The 19,049-nt window shown below is 32.8% G+C and carries 20 protein-coding genes and 1 tRNA gene; 11 read left to right on the forward strand and 10 right to left on the reverse strand.

Annotation, left to right across the window (positions count from 1 at the left end; genetic code table 11):
* The first annotated feature begins 57 nt into the window (after positions 1–57).
* A complete protein-coding gene (locus tag ACVC43_RS13010; RefSeq protein ID WP_452224969.1) occupies positions 58–534 on the forward strand; it encodes a hypothetical protein in 477 nt (158 codons plus the stop codon).
* A 36-nt stretch (positions 535–570) separates the two neighbouring features.
* On the opposite strand, the gene ACVC43_RS13015 is transcribed toward ACVC43_RS13010, so the two are convergent.
* Genes ACVC43_RS13015 through ACVC43_RS13030 form a run of 4 tightly spaced genes read right to left on the reverse strand, consistent with a single transcriptional unit; the run spans position 571 to position 4,324 of the window.
* Positions 571–1,302: a Bax inhibitor-1/YccA family protein gene (locus ACVC43_RS13015; protein ID WP_452224970.1), complete on the reverse strand. Its 732-nt coding sequence runs from the start codon at positions 1,300–1,302 to the stop codon at positions 571–573.
* Positions 1,302–2,177: a hypothetical protein gene (locus ACVC43_RS13020; RefSeq protein ID WP_452224971.1), complete on the reverse strand. Its 876-nt coding sequence runs from the start codon at positions 2,175–2,177 to the stop codon at positions 1,302–1,304. Before ACVC43_RS13020 ends, ACVC43_RS13015 begins: the two co-directional genes overlap by 1 nt.
* Before the next feature lie 54 nt (positions 2,178–2,231).
* Positions 2,232–3,356, reverse strand: coding sequence for a glycosyltransferase family 2 protein (locus tag ACVC43_RS13025; protein WP_452224972.1), 1,125 nt, complete (start codon positions 3,354–3,356; stop codon positions 2,232–2,234).
* Positions 3,353–4,324 carry a lysylphosphatidylglycerol synthase domain-containing protein gene (locus ACVC43_RS13030; RefSeq protein WP_452224973.1) on the reverse strand — a complete coding sequence of 324 codons (972 nt, stop codon included), beginning with the start codon at positions 4,322–4,324 and terminating at the stop codon, positions 3,353–3,355. The genes ACVC43_RS13025 and ACVC43_RS13030 overlap by 4 nt, the downstream gene beginning before the upstream one ends.
* A gap of 42 nt (positions 4,325–4,366) precedes the next feature.
* Here ACVC43_RS13030 and ACVC43_RS13035 point away from each other — a divergent pair, with 42 nt between their 5' ends.
* From ACVC43_RS13035 to ACVC43_RS13075, 9 genes are all read left to right on the forward strand, one after another.
* Positions 4,367–4,993 carry a cell envelope biogenesis protein OmpA gene (locus ACVC43_RS13035; protein WP_452224974.1) on the forward strand — a complete coding sequence of 209 codons (627 nt, stop codon included), beginning with the start codon at positions 4,367–4,369 and terminating at the stop codon, positions 4,991–4,993.
* Positions 4,994–5,548 (forward strand): crossover junction endodeoxyribonuclease RuvC, encoded by a 555-nt coding sequence (gene ruvC / locus ACVC43_RS13040; RefSeq protein ID WP_452224975.1) that lies wholly within the window; start codon positions 4,994–4,996, stop codon positions 5,546–5,548.
* Positions 5,549–5,591: 43 nt separating this feature from the next.
* Positions 5,592–5,960 carry a four helix bundle protein gene (locus ACVC43_RS13045; RefSeq protein WP_452224976.1) on the forward strand — a complete coding sequence of 123 codons (369 nt, stop codon included), beginning with the start codon at positions 5,592–5,594 and terminating at the stop codon, positions 5,958–5,960.
* A gap of 28 nt (positions 5,961–5,988) precedes the next feature.
* Positions 5,989–7,122, forward strand: a complete 1,134-nt coding sequence (hemW, locus tag ACVC43_RS13050) for a radical SAM family heme chaperone HemW (protein ID WP_452224977.1) — start codon at positions 5,989–5,991, stop codon at positions 7,120–7,122.
* Positions 7,119–7,865, forward strand: a complete 747-nt coding sequence (locus tag ACVC43_RS13055) for a cyclase family protein (protein WP_452224978.1) — start codon at positions 7,119–7,121, stop codon at positions 7,863–7,865. Before hemW ends, ACVC43_RS13055 begins: the two co-directional genes overlap by 4 nt.
* 1 nt (position 7,866) lies before the next feature.
* A complete protein-coding gene (locus ACVC43_RS13060; protein WP_452224979.1) occupies positions 7,867–8,478 on the forward strand; it encodes a DUF4230 domain-containing protein in 612 nt (203 codons plus the stop codon).
* A gap of 1 nt (position 8,479) precedes the next feature.
* A complete protein-coding gene (locus ACVC43_RS13065; RefSeq protein ID WP_452224980.1) occupies positions 8,480–8,842 on the forward strand; it encodes an MmcQ/YjbR family DNA-binding protein in 363 nt (120 codons plus the stop codon).
* Positions 8,843–8,877: 35 nt separating this feature from the next.
* On the forward strand, positions 8,878–9,456 hold the full coding sequence (locus ACVC43_RS13070; RefSeq protein WP_452224981.1) for a PhnA domain-containing protein: 579 nt from the start codon (positions 8,878–8,880) through the stop codon (positions 9,454–9,456).
* Between the two features lie 177 nt (positions 9,457–9,633).
* Positions 9,634–10,374 (forward strand): T9SS type A sorting domain-containing protein, encoded by a 741-nt coding sequence (locus tag ACVC43_RS13075; protein ID WP_452224982.1) that lies wholly within the window; start codon positions 9,634–9,636, stop codon positions 10,372–10,374.
* Positions 10,375–10,437: 63 nt separating this feature from the next.
* Here ACVC43_RS13075 and ACVC43_RS13080 read toward each other — a convergent pair whose 3' ends face one another.
* The 5 genes from ACVC43_RS13080 to ACVC43_RS13100 form a co-directional block, all read right to left on the reverse strand.
* Entirely contained in the window at positions 10,438–11,538 is a 1,101-nt protein-coding gene (locus ACVC43_RS13080; RefSeq protein WP_452224983.1) for a DUF4407 domain-containing protein, read from the reverse strand.
* Between the two features lie 144 nt (positions 11,539–11,682).
* Positions 11,683–14,499, reverse strand: a complete 2,817-nt coding sequence (locus ACVC43_RS13085; RefSeq protein ID WP_452224984.1) for a M56 family metallopeptidase — start codon at positions 14,497–14,499, stop codon at positions 11,683–11,685.
* 2 nt (positions 14,500–14,501) lie between these two features.
* Entirely contained in the window at positions 14,502–14,867 is a 366-nt protein-coding gene (locus tag ACVC43_RS13090; protein ID WP_452224985.1) for a BlaI/MecI/CopY family transcriptional regulator, read from the reverse strand.
* Between the two features lie 184 nt (positions 14,868–15,051).
* Complete coding sequence (locus tag ACVC43_RS13095; protein ID WP_452224986.1) at positions 15,052–15,948, reverse strand: DMT family transporter; 897 nt, start codon at positions 15,946–15,948, stop codon at positions 15,052–15,054.
* Positions 15,949–16,043: 95 nt separating this feature from the next.
* The gene (locus ACVC43_RS13100; protein WP_452224987.1) at positions 16,044–17,432 is read right to left on the reverse strand and encodes a dipeptidase; all 1,389 of its coding nucleotides are present in this window, start codon (positions 17,430–17,432) and stop codon (positions 16,044–16,046) included.
* A gap of 101 nt (positions 17,433–17,533) precedes the next feature.
* On the opposite strand from ACVC43_RS13100, the gene ACVC43_RS13105 reads away from it, so the two are divergent.
* Positions 17,534–17,615: transfer RNA gene (locus ACVC43_RS13105), tRNA-Leu, on the forward strand.
* Positions 17,616–17,717: 102 nt separating this feature from the next.
* On the opposite strand, the gene ACVC43_RS13110 is transcribed toward ACVC43_RS13105, so the two are convergent.
* On the reverse strand, positions 17,718–19,049 hold the full coding sequence (locus tag ACVC43_RS13110; protein WP_452224988.1) for a sensor histidine kinase: 1,332 nt from the start codon (positions 19,047–19,049) through the stop codon (positions 17,718–17,720).

Consider the following 19,049-nt stretch of genomic DNA (forward strand, 5'->3'; position numbering starts at 1 on the left):
TGCTTCGGTTTTTTACATTAAAATAATAAATTGTACTTTTCAGTTTCATTTTAAACCATGCAAAAAGTATTTGTTTTTTTATTGATAATTTGCACGACATCGTGCGAATATTTTAATGCAAAAAAAATAGATTCGGAAGATATTCTTACTGAAGAATTAAAAACCTTCAACTGGAATGATGTGGATAGCTACCCAACGTTTTCCTCCTGTGATGCTGTTGAAACCAAAGCAGATAAAAAAGCCTGTTTCGAAACCACCTTGTCGCAACACATTACAACAAGTCTTCAAAATGAAACGATTATTATTTCTAAAGACATTGAGGATACTGTGGTTTTAGAGTTTCAAATTTCGGAAACCGGAAAAATAAACATCAAACAAATAGAGGTGAATGCGGTCACCGAAACGGAAATCCCCAATATTAAATTGCTTTTAACTCAAAGTATAAACAACCTACCAGAAATATTTCCGGCTATTAAGCGCAATCAGCCAGTAAAAACAGAGTTTAAATTACCTGTTATAATTGCAGTGAACTAAGATAGTATTCAAAAAAAAACTAATTTTTTGTCTACATTAAAACCTGATGGCTAATTTCTTCATCAACCTTAAAATCTCAACATACAGCCAAACAATAGTTATAAGTAAACCATAGCAAGCCATCCATTCTTTATATTTAGGAGCCTTGTTTTTGTAGCGTTCAATAAAATCGAAATCCAATAAAAACGATAGCGCTGCAAAAGTCGCAGCAATAATATTAAAACCAATAGCTATCCAACTTGTTCCCCAAAGAAACGACCGAATACCAAAAAAGCTCAAAATCCACGAAATGATATAAACTAAAAATATTGCAGAACACACAGTAATTATAACACTCTTTAGTTTTTTAGTGACTACAATAATTCGTGTTTGATAGAGCATTAAAATAGTAAAAAAAGTTACTAAAGTAACACCTATGGCCTGATAAGGCATATCTGGAAATTGAGATTTTACATAGCTTGTAAAGCCACCAAGAAAAAAGCCTTTAGCTACGGCATATAAGGGCACCAAAAAATGAGCCCATTGCTGCCTGACAGAAAGGACAATACTTATAACAATAGCAGCAATCATGCCTCCTGTTCCATACCATCTAATGTTTGTGCCATTGGTATGTAATTTCCAAATAACTACAGTAATTCCCGTAATAATAAAAAGCATAAAAAATGTTTTTATCACAATACCAGAAACACTCATTTTTCTTTTAAGGCCTTGATTGTCTTCCCAAAAATAGGGAGTAAAGGCAGGGTTAGATGTTTTTAATAGAGACACTATAAGTTAAATTTATAACCAACAGCAAAATCTACTGGAAAATTATCTTGATTAACTATTAATACTGCAAAAAGCGAATCGTACACCAGTGTTAAGTAACCATTGCCAATTTTAATGTCTGCTCCTAAACCAAAAATAAATGGTGCATCGAAACTGTTCGAGCTGTCTTCTATAGTTATAAAAGCATTCGTATTATTTGGATCTGCAACCGTAACTGTAGTATTAGAAAAAGTGAGTGTTGCAAATTTTGTTTGACCGTAAATATTAAAGGTTGGTTTATTAATAAATCGATAACGGTACCCTAAAGCAATCTGTGTGGCAGAATACCTAAACTCATCATTATCTGTAGTATGTCTTACATTTAAAAAACCGGCATGATTGGAGTTTGCATTATCCGAAATGGCTTCTAATTCTGCACCAAAGAGTGGCACTTTTTCATTATTAATGTTCACGTTAAAAGGGCTGTTTGTTATACCACCAAAAGCTCCTAAACGTAATTTTACCTTAGATTTTTTATCATTAGAAACATAATTAGAATCTGCAGAAGCATTGTATTTATCTATAAATGTTTTAAGACTATAAGTGGTTAAATTTACGTTAGATGCATCCATTGAGGTTAAATCTTCTAACACGTTTTTATATTCGTTTTGGTATTTATTATTGGTTCCTCTTGTGTTTTTTAGTTCTGTAATTAAGCCATCGTCGGTTTTTACAAAATAACGATACTCGTCGTTTATTGTGTTCCATAGCAAGTCTAAAGTGCCATCAACTTCGGTTTTTAATAGTAACGTTTCGTTACCAACAGTGTATGTTTCCTGTGCAAAAGAAAGAGCGCAAAATGCGAAAAGGTTAAATAAAAGAATTATTTTTTTCATAATGTAAGTAGATTGGATTGTTTGTAAATGTATAAATTTTAACCGAATTAAGCCTTATTTCTTAAAAGTTCTGCCTTTCCATTTGTAGCTTGAAAACATCGCAATAAAGGCAATGTAAACACTAAAGAAAGGATATAATAGACACGAAAACATAAAATTAGATAAGTAGTTTTCCTGATTAAAAAAACGTGCTGTTTTAAAAAGTAGTAAAAAATCTATTAAACTCTTTATGGCAAAAATATACAAGAGTGGTTTTAAGTTGAAAAGTCCAGCGAGCACCAGTATCAAACCAGAAACCAAACCAGCATTCATTAACAACACAATAATGCCAACGGTTTTTCCAAAAACCGAATGGTATTGCGATGTTTTTGCAGCCCAGCGTTTACGTTGCGCAATTAAAGATTTTAAATTGGGTTGTGGTTTTGTTCTAACAATGGCAGTTTCAGTTTTTAAAAATTTTACCGCATTTTTGTCTTGTTTAATCGCTTTTTCAAGCATAAAAATATCGTCACCACTAGCTACCTTATCATTTCCACTAAAACCATCAAGTGCTGTAAATAACGATTTTTCATAAGCAAAGTTTGCACCATTGCATAAAAAGGGTTTCGCTATACCAAAACCGCCAATAGTTGCACCAATCAGGCTTAAAAAATCGAGTAGCTGAAAACGTTTTAAAACTGAATCTGCCTCGAAATAACAAACAGGAGCAACTATCATTTTACAGTCGTTTTTCTGTATAAAACAATCGATGCTATCGAGCCAGAATTTTGGTAATACACAATCTGCGTCAGTGGTTACAATCCAATCGTTTTTTGCAATTTTAATTGCCGAAGTAATAGCATCCTTTTTTGGTGAGTTTGTGGTTCTCTTATTCTTAATAACTTTAAAGTTAGTTTGGCTTGTTTCGAATGCTTTCAAAATGATATCAACCGAAGCATCCTTTGAATCATCATCCACAAAAATAATTTCAAAATGCGTTTTGGGGTAGTTTAAATTTACTACAGACTTTAATAATGCTGGTAAATGTTCCGCTTCGTTTCTAAATGGAATAATAACAGAGCATTTTGTTTTAGGTGGTATATCTTCAATTTTAAATCCAGGAACCTTATCGAAACCAAATATTAATGCTCCAATTAGCAGAAGATACAATAGTGTTATGGCTATTAGTGCTAAAATCATATCGCATCCTTTTTTTGAAAATTGAAATTCAGCACATAGTAGCTTCCAAAAACACTTGGTAACACAAAATTAAGCAGCCACATGGTGGTAATAACACACAAAATAGTAAACTCATTTACACCGGCAAACGAAAACAGATAGACTGCAACACTGCCTTTAATAATAACATCGAAAATAAATAAACTCGGGATAATGGAAGCCAGTAAATACATAGAGGTAATAATTATCATGGCTTGTAAATAGACGATTTCAACTCCAAAAAGTTGTAAAATATAGTAAAATTGAAAAGAAAACACTGCGTAACGCAACAACGAAAACAGGAACGCAAAACCGCTAATTTTAAGAGGTAAACCGCTAACAAACTGCTTCACTTTCTCGATAGAAAACCCTTTTATTTTGTACTTTTTTTGTTTAATACCTGCAATAGATAACCCTAAAACAACTACGAAAATAATAACTAAGCGCGACACTTTAAAGGTGTTAATTTCTATATTATAACATTGTACAAACATTAAAAAACCAATAATGCCAAGTGTAACTGTTACTGCCATTTGCATTATATTACCAATTAAATTTAACAGTAAGATACGTTTGCGATAGGGCTTTGCAAAATATACAGCTTTTGCGCCATACTCTCCAATACGATTGGGTGTAAAAAGCGATGCCGTTAGTGCGCCTAAACTTTGTTGGGTCGCTGTTAAAAATGAAATATTCTTTACAGAAGAAACAAGAGTTTGCCATTTTAAAATTTCTAAAAACCAATTCAAAAGGCTTAAAAAAAGTAAATAAAACATGTTTTTTAAAGAAAAAACATTGTTTTTGTTTAAAAAATGAGCAAATTCATAAAAATCTAATGTCCCATTATTTACCAGCTTATTATAAATAAAATAAAATGCACCAACTACTATACTTAATTTAATAAGTACAAAAAAGAATTGTTTAGTTTTGTATGATAATGCGTAGTGCAAAGCGATATAAAATAGCACGCAAAATAAACCAAATATTACAGAATGAAGACCAAATTTAGCCACTATTGTCTGTTAGCCTTGTTTTTAGTGAGTATGCTTAGTTTTTCGCAGCAGGAAACGAGTAAATGGAAAGCTTTAATTGCTGTGGGCTTAAATAGTCCGTCGCAAGATGGATTAATTGAACCTTTTGTAGCCAAAGGCATGAATTTCCCTACCATTAATTTAGGTGTGCAACACATGTTTAAGCCACAATTAGGTGTTAAAGTAGATTTTGGTTATAACCGTTTTGCAAACGAAGATAATACACCAGATTTTAAAGTAAACTATACAAGAATTAATGCACAATTTGTATTCGATACCACCAGAGATGTACCATTTTTACCATTAGGAATGGGTCTTGTTTTACACGCTGGACCAGGCTACACCATGATAAAACCTTTAGATATTTATAGAGCAAATAAAAATTCATATTTAAATGCAATGGCAGGATTAGAGGTGCATTACGGTATTTCTAAAACCGTATCGTTATTTTTGGATGGCTCTTATATTTTTGGCTTTGCAGACGATTTTGATCCGGTTGCATACGGTGCAGGAAGTTTTAATGGCGATTTATTTACAATTACTATTGGAGCATCGATATCTTTAAGTGGTTGTAGAACGTGTAATTAAATGACTGAAGAAAAAATAATATTAGGCATCGATCCAGGAACAACCATTATGGGTTTCGGACTCATTAAGGTAGTTGGCAAAAAGATGCACTTTTTACAACTTAATGAGCTCGATTTAAAAAAATACGATGACCATTATCTAAAACTCAAGCTTATTTTCGAACGTACTGTCGAGTTAATAGACACCCATCACCCAGACGAAATTGCCATTGAAGCACCCTTTTTTGGAAAAAATGTGCAAAGTATGCTAAAACTTGGGCGTGCGCAAGGTGTTGCCATGGCTGCTGGTTTATCTCGCGAAGTACCCATTACAGAATATTCACCAAAAAAAATTAAAATGGCTGTTACAGGAAACGGTAATGCCAGTAAAGAACAAGTGGCAAAAATGTTGCAGAGTATGTTGGGCATTAAAAAATTGCCTAAAAATTTAGATGCTATGGACGGACTTGGCGCTGCAGTTTGCCATTTTTATAATCAGGGAAGAGTTGAAATTGGTAAAAGTTATTCTGGTTGGGCTAGTTTTGTAAAGCAAAATGAGAAACGAGTTAAGAAATAATCTCTTCAATCTTCACTTATCTTTTATCATTTAACAATTTGATATGAAATTAAATAATAACCCACTTCAAAATAAGTCCTATGATTTTGCTTTGTTAATTGTGAAATTAAGTAAACATATAATGAATAACCGTAAAGAATATGTTTTGTCAAAACAATTGTTGAGGAGTGGTACTTCGGTTGGTGCTAATATTATAGAAGCTAATGGAGCAATTTCTAAAGCAGATTTCTCAGCTAAAATGTCAATTGCTTATAAAGAATGCTTAGAAACAAAATACTGGTTATCTTTATTAAAGGATAGCAACGATTTAACAGAAAAAGATTTTAATTCATTATTTGAAAAAGCAGATGAAATAGCTAAAATTCTTTTTTCAATTCTAAAAACAACAAGAATTAATAAAGAGAAAAAGTAAATGATAAATGATAAAAGATAATTGATAAATGTCCGGAATCTACATCCACATACCATTCTGCAAACAAGCGTGCCATTACTGCGATTTTCATTTTTCAACGTCGTTAAAAAAGAAAGGTGAATTAATTGATGCCTTAATTCATGAAATTGAAATCCGAAAAGACGAGTTTCAAAACACCACGGTAGAAACCATATATTTTGGAGGCGGAACGCCAAGTTTATTAACTTCAGAAGAACTGAAAAATATTATAGATTCAGTTTACAAAAACTATAATGTTTCAGAACAGCCAGAAATTACCCTCGAAGCCAATCCAGACGATTTAAGTAATAAACGCATAACCGAACTATCAAAATCGCAAATCAACAGACTATCAATAGGCATTCAATCCTTCTTCGAAAAAGACTTAAAACTTATGAATCGTGCACACAACGTTGCAGAGGCGAAACAGTGTTTAGAAGAAGCAACAAAATATTTCGATAATATTTCACTCGATTTAATTTACGGTATTCCAGGTACAACTAACAAAGAATGGGAAGAGAATATAGCAATAGCGTTAGGTTTTGGCGTTAAGCATATTTCCAGTTATGCATTAACAGTCGAGCCCAATACGGCTTTAGCGTCCTTTATTAAAAAAGGAATTATTGACAATGTGGACGATGCATTGGCACAACAACAATTTCATTTGTTAATAGATAAGTTAGAAGCCAATAATTTTGTGCATTACGAGTTGTCTAATTTTGGAAAAGAAGGATTTTTTAGTAAAAATAATTCGGCTTATTGGCAAGGCAAACCTTATATTGGTATTGGTCCATCGGCTCATTCTTTTAACGGGAAACAACGTGGTTGGAATGTTAGAAATAATACAAAATATATAAAAGCTATAGCAGACGGTAAGCTACCAATAGAAATTGAAACATTGACCAAAACCGATCAATATAACGAGTATGTTATGACGGGTTTACGAACCGTTTGGGGCGTTTCGATAAAAAAAGTGCAGGAGGATTTTGGTATTACTTTCGAAAATTATATGTTACAGCAAGCACAAAAACACATTAATGAACATTTATTGTATATTGATGATGGAAAATTAAAAGTAACCAAAAAAGGTAAGTTTTTAAGCGATGGTATCGCAAGCGACTTATTTAAAATTAACAGAATTTGAACGCAGTTATAACAGTTAATACAAAAAGATACAAAATAGATTTATCTAAACCTTTAGATATATCCTTGCCCTTAAGTGCTTCTAACAACAATGCAAACGCATGGTATTTAGAACCGCCAGCAATAGAGCCAGTACAATTAGGAGAATGGATTGCAAGCGTTAAAAAAGGCGCTTCTATAAATTTTAATACCATTCAATTTAATCCGCATGCACATGGCACACATACCGAATGTGTTGGTCATATTACAGAAGCTTTTTATAGTATTAATAAGTGTTTAAAGCATTTTTTTTTCTTGGCAGAAGTCATTACCGTTGCACCAGAAATGGATGGTGAAGACGAAGTTATCTCGAAAGCACAATTGCAATTTTTATTGAAGCAGCGAAAGCCACAAGCATTAGTAATTAGAACCATGCCAAATACTAAAGAAAAAAAGTCGAGACAATATTCTAATACCAATTGGCCTTACTTAACAGAAGAAGCCGCAATTTTTATTCGAAAAATAGGAGTGCAGCATTTGTTAATAGATTTACCGAGTGTAGATAAGGAAAAGGACGACGGTAAATTATTAGCGCATAAAGCGTTTTGGGATTTAAATGGTACTATTAGAAAAACAGCTACAATTACAGAATTTATTTACGTACCTAACAAAATTAGTGATGGCAAGTATGTTTTAAACCTGCAAATTGCTCCGTTTGAAAATGATGCCACACCAAGTAAACCTGTTTTATATAAGATAGAATAATATGGAAATAATTTTTGCAATTATATTTGGTGTATTGGCTTCTTTGGGTGTTTCAACGTATGTTAAGCATATTCAAAGTAAGAAACTGGCACAATCTCAATCTGTAATTCTTTTAGACAAAATTAAAAAAGTATGTAAGTTTATTACTGTAGAAGGGGACTTTGCCGAAATTTATCACTACGAGAATGTTAAAGAGCGTTTTTTAAAATTGGTGTCAAGCAGAAAAAAAGCTCTGGTGGTAATAGATGCAAAAGCACATGTGGGATTCGACTTATCTAAAATTGAAATGGTTGCCAACCCAGAAACTAAAGTGGTAACCTTAAAGCATTTTCCGCAAGCCGAAGTGTTATCAATAGAAACAAATTTAAAATACTACGATAAAAAAGATGGTATGTTTAATAAGTTTCAAGCACATGATTTAACGGCATTGCACAACGAAGCGAAGCTTCATATTAGAGATAAAGTACCGCAAAGCGGCTTGTTTCAAATAGCACAAAAAGAAGCCTTGGAATCTGTTTTATTAATTGAAGGTATTGTACAAACAATAGGCTGGAAGTTAGATTATTCTGCATTAGAAATAGAAGACGCTACTATCGAAAAATTAAAGGAATAACATGGATATCGAGCAGCTTCGTGATTACTGTTTAACCAAGCCACATACTACCGAAGATTTTCCTTTTGATAAAGACACCTTGGTTTTTAAAGTAGCAGGAAAAATGTTTGCTCTGGCTCCTTTAAAAAAATGGGAACAAGGTTTGGCGTCTGTTAACTTAAAAGCAGATCCTGAATATGCTTTAACACTCCGTGCAGATTACGAAAGTATCGAGCCAGGTTGGCACATGAGCAAAAAACATTGGAATTCGGTTTATATTTATAAAGGCGAATTACAACCTAAATTTGTAATGGAATTAATAGACCACTCCTACGATATGGTTATAAAAAGTATGCCTAAAAAATTAAGAGATTCACTACTTTAAAACTGTATGTTTGCAGTCTTATAATAAAATTTAATATGAGCGTATTACAAATGTTAAAGGATAGAAGCAATGGTACTTGCGAGCTATGCACTTCTACTACCAGTTTAAGACAATACACCATACCACCTTCGTTAAATGAAAGTGTAGACACTTGTATTATGGTGTGTGAGAATTGTCACAATCAAATTGAAGGTGAAACAGAAATGGATGCAAACCATTGGCGTTGTTTAAACGATAGTATGTGGAGTGAGCATGTTGCAGTGCAAATAATGGCTTGGCGTATGTTACAACGACTTCGTAACGAAGGTTGGCCAAAAGATTTGTTAGACATGATGTATCTCGAGGACGAGGCGTTAGCTTTAGCAAGAGCCACTGGAGAGCACAAAGACGAGAGCGAAAAAATAATTCATAGAGATGTAAATGGTGTTATTTTAGAAAATGGAGACTCTGTTGTTTTAATAAAAGATTTAAAAGTAAAGGGTTCCAGTATGGTTGCAAAACAAGGCACTGCAGTAAGAAATATTAGATTAGATCGCGACAATGCTACTTATATTGAAGGCAAAGTAGACGGACAGCACATTGTAATTATTACAGAATACGTTAAAAAAACGTAGTGTAAAAATATGAGTTACTTGTGGGTACTTTGTTACCAGTTGCTTTTTGTGGATGATAAAGAAATATAGTCGTTTTTAAGGTGCTCAATATAATTTTTGAGCAATCAATATTTTTATATCCTACGCTTGCATTTTATCTCTTAAGGCTTAAATTAGCAGAAATTTTAAATAAATAATATGAAAAAACTTTACATTTCTGCCTTAATGGTTTTAGCAATCACTTTCGCTAAAGCACAAGAGGTCATCACATTTAATAGCTATGATGGTGCTAGTATTACCGAGACGGCTGCAACAACTACAATTAACGATCCCATTACGGTTGTTTTTGAGGATTTAGACATTATTAATAACCTCTACACCGAAAATCAAACGTTTCTGCATATGTATTTAGGGTTAAGAACTGCAAATGGATCATTTCAAGCAGTCCCAGCAGGTTTTAACGATTTAAGCTGGCAACCAGTCCTTAACTTAACAGATGGAGATGCATCGACAGCAACAAACATCTATTCTATTACTTTTACTCCAGGAGAATTGTTTCCATCTTTAGATGGTGAAACTATTTTAGGTATCGATTTTCTATTGCAAAATCAATTTGGAGGCGGTGGAAACAACCAAACCGTTGATATGTATATTGATTTAGTTGATGCTATTTTAGATACTAACACCTTAACTACAGATGCGTTTACCGCAAATGATGTTAAACTATTTTATGCTCAAAATGCTCTAAACATTAGCGGAAGACATGGCAATTTAAAAATATCTGTTTACAATCTTTTAGGTAAACAAGTTATGGAGCCGTTAAATATCCAAGCTTCTCAAAATACCGTGTTACCATTAGAATTGCCAAAAAGCAATGTCTATATAATAAGAATAGAATCAGATAACTATTCTAAAACATTTAAAATCATCTCGAAATAAGAGAAGAGTTACTAATAAAAAAAGCGAATAGATTTTCTATTCGCTTTTTTTATTCATTTAAAATTAAAGAATTTCACTTTGTTTCTTATAAAAAGCATCTGCTTGCAATTGCATGAGTTCTCGTGCTTTTTTACGCTTGTATGCGTACAATTCATCTTCTTCGGCAATAGCTTTATAAACTTTATTATTAATTGCAAAATCGGCTTGTAAGGCTAATTTTCGTTCCTGTACTTTTTGGTCTACTAAGGTTTTTATTGCTGTTTCTTGATCTTCCAGTTTAAAATCGTATTCACCTTTTGGTGATAATAATTTGGCAAAAATTGGAGAGGTTTCAATAGCTAAAAACAATAAAAATATAAAAAATGAAGGTAACCAAGGCAACTCGCCAAGTGCATTGACACGAGCCATTAAACCATCGAAACCATCAATAATAGGTTGTGTTGTGGTAACTTGCGTATTGTAATCTGTTTTTAATTTAGCAATTACCGTTTCAATAGCTGCAACTTTAGCGTTGTTGGTTTCTTTAAGCGTTTTTAAATCGGCTAAAGCAGCATCATGTTTGTCTCGCTTTTCTTTATAAACAGGGCCTTTTCCTAAAAGGTTAGTGCCAGCAGTTCCTTCGGCTTCATTAATGTATGTATCGTAAAGTGCATTAACTTCGGCTTCTTTGGTTGTAATTTCGTTTTGTAGGGTTAAAATATCTTGTTGTAATGCTTCGGTTTTAGGAGTAAATTGAAGTGCAATCTGGTCTTGATTGGCAAGTGTTAAATCATTTTTTTGTTCTAATAAAACCTGATTGATTTCTTTTTCAAAAATCTTCAATTCTAATGGTTTAGAAATTACAACTGCAATAATAACGGCTAATATTAAACGTGGAGTTGCCTGGATAATTTCGTCTATAATATTGTCTCTTTTTTTAATTGTTGAAACGATAAAACGATCGAGATTAAAAATGAGTAATCCCCAAACAATACCAAAACCAATAGCTGCGAAGAGATTATCGAAAACAGTAAAAAGCGCATAGCTGGAAGCTATAAAAGCCATTAAGGCTGTAAAAAAGACAGTAGCACCAATACCAGCATATTTGTTTTGTTCTCCAATGGCACTGTTTTTAAGAATATCTGTATCTGCACCAGAGCAGATGATAAAAAATTGTTTAAGCATAATGTAAGTGATTTAACCTGTCTTTCGCCAGGATGATTGATGATTAGTCTATTAGAACGCAAAACGGTTCATTTTGTTACATTATTTTTTAAAAAAAAAAGCCTCTTTACAAAGAGGCTTGAACATTTGTATTAAATACTAATTTTAATTTCTAACTATCTTACCATTAACAGTCTTGATTCCTTTTTTAGAAAGGTGCACGGTAGATTTACCATTAAGATTGCTCATAGAAACGTTTAATTTTGGGTTGTTTTTTATTAGTTCTATCGCTTTAGCTTCAGAGATTTTATCGCCTTCGTAAAAGAACTCACCACCATTTTTTTCCATGCCTTTAAATTGTTCTGCTAAAGGTCTTCGGTTTATCTGTCTTCGCTCCAATAACATGGCTTTATGTTCTTCTATTTGCTCTTTTCTCTCCTCAATCATTTCTTCTCTCAAATCTTTGCGTTCTTCCTCTTTTTCTTTCATCATTTCCTTTCTTTCTTCCATCATCTCTTTTCTTTTTTCAAGCATCTCGTCTCTTATTTCCTTTCTGCTTTCCATCGCTTTTTTTCTTTCTTCGTAAACTTTCTTCTTATCCTGAGAAAATGAAGCTTGACCATTTACAATAGAAATGGGTTTGTTAGACAAATGTACAGTCGATATGCCATTATTTGTATGCGTAGACACATTTAATTTTTCATTAGTTTTTACAAGCTCTAATGCTTTCTCAGAGGATACTTTTTCGCCATTAAAGTAAAAAGCAGCGTTTTTAGACATCATATTTTTAATATGTCTTTCGGTAGATACTGGTTCTGGAGGCATTGGTGGCTCTGGGAAACTTATTCTATCTTCATCTTTCCATGTTTTTTTAAATTCTACTACAACCTTCCCATTCTGGTAAACTTTGGAAATTCTTTGACCAGGAATAACTTTGCTACCATCCACCTGTGCTGTAGACAAAGCTTTTCCATTTTTATCTACCAAATAACCTTTGTTGTTATAATATTTTGATGCTCCATCATCAGTAACTTTAAAATGTGTGCTACCATTAATTTTTACAAAAGCGGTCTTTGTGATGTTTTGTTTTTCATTAATAGGAGTAATGGGAGCAGGTGGAGCAGGAGGAGGTGGAGGAGGTGGTAAAATAGTCCCTTTATCATCTGTTATATATCCATCCTTATTGTAATATGTTTTTTCGCCTTGATAAACAGTAAAGTAGTGTGATTCTCCGTTTTCTAACATTTCGAAACCAGATTCTACACTTTTTGGTGTTTTTTCTATAATTTCATTTAAGGTTAATTTTTTACCCTTTATATATTCTGGTGCTTTTGATGGAGGTGGTGGAGGTGGAGGTAATGTAGACGGTTGTCCTAATTTAACATGAGGCGAATTAGAATAGTTTTTATCGTTTTTATCAACCAAAGTGATGAGTACAGGTTTAAGCTTTGTTTTATTAGTTGTTTTATTAGTTGTTTTAATATCGAATAGTTGAACAACAACACCTAAAGCCGTTTCATTTAAATAGGCAATAGCTTTAGTGTTTAGCGCATCTCCTTTTATTGTTTCTACAGATTTACCGGGAAATTTTATTTTAAACGATAAAATAGGGTCTCCAGTTGTTGTACCTAAAATCATGTTTTCGACTCCTTTTTTAGACAGGTTTAATTCGCAGCCGTCGCATTTTATGCCGTTAATTAAGAGAATAGGCTCTTTAGTGGTATTTTCTCTAAGAATATTATTAACTATTTTCTCAAATTTAGCTTCTTTTTCAATGTTTGAATTAGAAAAGGCTGCTTCAAAACCTTTTTTTGTATATAAATAAGCGTAATAGGATTGTGGAAATTTTTCATTTTTAGCCTCGGGCTTTATAAGTAACCCATTAAAATACTCAATATCTTCGTGAGTAAATTTGTTTAATTCACTATTTTGTATGTGCTTACCATCTAACCATAATGCAAACTGGCTCTTGTCTTTCCATGCTTCAAACTGCTCAATAGATGGTTTTTTAGGACTCACTTTCTTGGCTGTATACTCTGTTTTTAAATTTTCAGGTTCCAGCAATTCTTGAGGAGTTTTAGAAATCTCCAATAAAGGAGAGGGCTCTTTCTCTACCTGTACAGTTGAGCTAAAACTAAAAAGTAACCCTCCCAATAATGGTAGTAATAATAAACTTCTAAGCCACACGGCTTTTTTTGAGGTTTGTGTTTTCATAATTGTAAATCGTTTTTTGATTAATGAATAGTTGATGGCATGTGCCAAGGGAATTCCGTTAACATTCGAAGTGAATTGAAGCAGTGTTTCTTGGTAAGTTGATGAGTCTATACCTTGTTTTAAAACAGCTTCGTCTGCCAGAAATTCATGATTAAGTTTAATGTCTTTTTTTAAAAAATAGAGTAGCGGATTGAACCAGAAAACTACTTGTAACAACTCTATAAATAAAATGTCTAACGTATGTTTTTGTTTGGCGTGTGTTTGCTCGTGTAATAATACTTCCTGCGGAATGGCTTTCGTTTCGAACTTTGTTTTGTTTATAAATATATAGTTGAAAAATGTATGAGGTACTACCAAATCTTGCAATAAAACTCGAATGAAGTTATTATGTTTATGCTTTTCGTTTTTATTAATTTTTGAAACAATCCCGAAAAGATTAATGCAGAATTTTGTTAAAAAGAGCAGCACTCCTATTCCATAAATGCTCCATAGTATGATTGGTAAAAAGTTGGTTGGTTCTACTATTGCAGCTTCCTCAACAGGCATTAGATTTAAAGGTGCAGAATGGTCAACTTCAAAGTAAGGTACATTAAATTGAGGTTCAACATACTCAATAAAAGTGATAAAAGGTATCACAAATGAAACTATTAAAGCTCCCAATAAATAAAAACGTTTAAATTTATGAATAGCCAGACGCTCTAAAAACAGTTTATAGAAAACCATTAATATAGCTAAACAGGCTGCCGATTTTAATAAGATTAATAGCATGATTATTTGTTTTTTATTTCGTTGTCTATTATCGCACGTAGTTCTTGTAATTCGTTCTTAGACAAGTTGGTTTCTTTGGTAAAAAAAGAGGCGAACTGCGAACTACTATCGTTAAAAAAGTTTGTAATTAGCGAGTTAACATGTTTTGAAAAGTAGTCTTTCTTTTTAACTAAAGGATAATACTCACGAGAATTACCAAGCTTTTTATAGTCTATAAAACCCTTATCTGTCATGCGTTTTAAAAGTGTAGCAACGGTTGTGTTGGCCGGTTTAGGTTCTGGGTAGTCTTCCAGGAAATCTTTCATAAAAGCGCGTTCGCGTTTCCAGAGGTAATTCATTAATTCTTCTTCTGTTTTAGATAATTGCATGTTCTACACATTTAGAATGTTCTCTACAAATGTAGAATAAATATTTTATTCTACAAACGTAGAGAGGTTTTTTTTCAATTAATTTATAGCGTGTTGCTTTTGTTTTTCATAATTTAAATATTCAATATGTGCTCTAAAGCCTTTCTGTAATTGCCATATAGGTCTTATGTGTGTTTGCGAAGAATTAATGTTTTCGAGATCGTAAACTTTCAATAACAACTGTAGTTAAAATTAACAAACCACCAAAAAAAGTGTTTAACGAGGGTATTTCATTTAAAAAAAAGAAAGCTATAATAATCCCAAAAATGGGCTGGATGCTACTAATTATACTTGCGGTACTTACTTTAAAATATTTTAGGCTTTTTATAAACATGGTATGGCCAATGGCAGTGGTGAGTAATGCTAATAACAAAACAAATGGGTATTGTGTGCTAATACCTGTGGTGTCCATAAAATAAAGTGCTGGTGATAAGATAATACTTATAATTAGTAATTGATAGAGCATTAACATTGTGCCATTATAATTACCTATGTGTCGTTTTAAAATTAATGTTCTCAATGCGTAACATAAAGCAGAAAATAAGCCAAAGAGGATACCCTTAAAATCGTTATTATCTAAATTAAATTTTGGTGATAAAAAGTAGATTCCTATAAGTACTAATACGCCTAAAATAATATGTACATAATCTAATTTAGACTTTACAAAAAATGGTTCGAGTAAAGCAATCATAATGGGAAAGGTGTATAGCGATAACATGCCTATTGCGACGCTCGATAATTTTAGAGCATAAAAATAGGTTATCCAGTGCGCTGCCATGAATGCAGCGCTTAAAATAAACGTAAAACCATCTTTTTTATACTGAAATTTTAAATCGATGTTCTTGAACTTACAGTAAATAAATAAAAAAATAAATGCCAAAGCACTGCGCCACCAAATAATCACTTCACTTGGCATGCTTATATATTTACCTAATGCTCCAGATGTACTTATAAAAAGTGTGGCTAAGGTTAATAAAAAAACATGTTGTAAATGCGTGGTTTTCATTTCGGGCACAAACTGTGTTAGCGGTAGTAGTGGCATCCTTTATTTTGCTGCCATATATGGCAAAATAAAGATATAACGTATGGCGGGACCAAGACAATGCTTTTTAGCATGTCTTGGTAACACCCAAATAATTATTTATAAAGTGCAGTAAAATGTTTATAAAAACCTGGAATGGTTTCTATACCTTTTAGGTAATTCCATATCCCAAAATGTTCGTTTGGAGAGTGTATGGCGTCACTGTCCAAGCCGAATCCCATTAAAATGGTTTTGCTTTTTAGTTCTTGCTCGAATAGTGATACAATAGGAATGCTCCCACCACTACGTTGCGGAATTGGTGTTTTGCCAAAAGTATCTTCGTAGGCTTTACTGGCTGCTTGATAACCAATGCTGTCAATTGGTGTTACGTAGCCTTGTCCGCCATGATGCGGCTTTACCTTTACCGTTACACCTTTTGGAGCAATGCTTTCAAAATGTTTTTTAAAGAGCTGTGTAATATTTTCCCAATCTTGATTTGGAACTAAACGCATAGATATTTTTGCAAACGCCTGACTCGCAATTACTGTTTTTGCGCCTTCACCAGTGTAGCCTCCCCAAATACCGTTAACATCCAGCGTAGGACGAATAGAGTTGCGCTCGTTAGTTGTATAGCCTGCTTCACCGTAAACAGCTTCAATATCTAAGGCGTTTTTGTAGTTTTCTAAAGAGAATGGCGCTTTTGCCATTTGCGCACGCTCTTCTTTTGAGAGTTCTTCAACATTGTCATAAAAACCAGGAATGGTAATGTGGTTGTTTTCGTCGTGAAGCGAAGCAATCATTTTAGTTAGTATATTTATTGGGTTGGCTACTGCACCACCATAGAGTCCAGAATGTAAATCTCTGTTAGGACCTGTAACTTCCACTTCTACGTAGCTTAACCCACGTAATCCGGTTGTTATGGATGGTGTGTCTTTTGCAATCATGCCTGTGTCGCTAATTAAAATGACATCGTTACTTAGTTTTTCTTGATTTTCCTTTACGTATTTAGCCAAGTTTACACTACCAACCTCTTCTTCACCCTCTATCATAAACTTTACGTTACATGGAAGCTGGTTTTGGCTCGTCATAAATTCCATAGCCTTAACGTGCATATACATTTGCCCTTTGTCATCGCAAGCACCACGAGCAAAAATAGCACCATCTGGATGCAAATCTGTAGGTTTTATTACAGGCTCAAACGGTGGCGAATCCCAAAGATCGATAGGGTCTGGTGGTTGTACATCGTAATGCCCATAAACTAATACGGTTGGTAAATTTTTATCAATTATTTTTTCGGCATAAATAATAGGGTAACCTTCTGTTTCGCAAAGCTCAACCGTGTCGCATCCTGCTTTTTTAAGACTATCGACAACGGCTTCTGCAGTTTTAATAGTGTCTTTTTTATAGGCAGAATCTGCGCTAATTGAAGGTATTTTGAGTAATTCTATTAATTCGTTTAAAAATCTGTCTTTGTGTTCTTGAATGTAAGATTGAATGTTTTGCATTGCTATATTTTGAATTTTAGTAAAAGTACAAAAAGCGATAAACTTTTTCTATAAAAGAATTGTTTGAATATTGAAACTATTTGTATATTTGCACCTCTTTTGCGGGCGTGGTGGAATTGGTAGACACGCTAGACTTAGGATCTAGTGCCGCGAGGTGTGAGAGTTCGAGTCTCTCCGCCCGTACAAACAAAAAGCTTCTCTAAATTTAGAGAAGCTTTTTTTGTTGAGATTAAGAATAATATTGTGTTTTAATTTTCCACATGATTTCCATCATACAAGAGCATGCTAAAATGGTTTAAAACCCAAAGTAAATACAGTTTTGTTATTATCTGTATTAAAATGTATGGTGCCATTATGAGATTCCATAATATTTTTAGACAGGGTTAAACCAATACCAGAGCCGTTTTTGCGAGTTGTAAAATAGGGAATAAATATATTATTCTTAATATCATCTGGAATACCAATACCGTTATCTAAAAAAGCTATTGTAACTCTTGTATTTGTTTGAGAAACAATGATGTTTAATTCTGGATTTTTAATAGTTTTTAAAGCAAATAAACTATTAGAAATTAAATTAATAAATACTTGCTCGATTTGATTAGTATCTACTAAAAGTAGAATAACTTTTGGTGTTTCTAACTGTAATTTTATGTTGTTTTCTTCAAGTTCTTGTTTAAAAAGTGAAACGGTATTTTGCAATAATTGTACAATATTAACTTGTGTTTTTTCAGGTAAAGGTAATTCGGCAAGTTTTCTATAACTACTTACAAAATCTGTAAGATGCAACGAGCGCTTTTTTATAATTTGCAAACCTTTAGATAATTCGGCTAAGGTCTCTGTGTCTGGATGTTCTTCATTTAGTAACGAGTCTAGGTTGCTAGCTAAGCTACTAATAGGAGTAATGGTATTTATAATTTCATGAGACATTACGTTCATTAATTTATACCAAGATTCTTTCTCTTTTTTGTCTATAACTTGCTGGATGGTTTCAAGTGTTAATACTAAATAATCAAATTTATTGGTGTTTGTGATGGATGTTTTAAAAAAAAACGTTTCAGACTCATCATTAACATTAAGTGTTACAACGTGTTTTTTGGTTGTCCAATTTTCGTTATCTATAAGGGTGGCAATTGGTTTAATTTTCTCTTTTAAAAGAGACCAATTATTGTATTTTGGTATTTTTAAAAAGGAGGTAAATGCTTGGTTTATTTTAAACACTTCTATCTCATTCTTAGTGTCTTTTCTCAAAATAAGAATCCCAATAGTTAAGCTTTCAAGTATGTTATTGAAAATGAGTTGTTCTGATGTTTGTTGAAATTCTTTTTTCCTATATTTTTCAATTAATAATGCTGTTTTGCTGTATAGAGAATTTTTACGTTTTTTTGAAGAAATAGACACCGAATAATCCTCGTGTAATAAACAATCAAGTTTTTTCTCCACGTCTTGAAATAGTCCTTTTAAATAATCTTGAAATAAAAAGATTTGAAGACATAAAACACCAATAAAAAAAAGCAGGGTGATAGAGAATCCTTTTTTGTAAAAAGTATAAACAAAAAAGGCATTGCAAATAATAAGCGAAATCCTAACAAACAATTGTATGTTTAAGCTTTTATTCAT

Source organism: Lacinutrix chionoecetis (assembly GCF_053604665.1).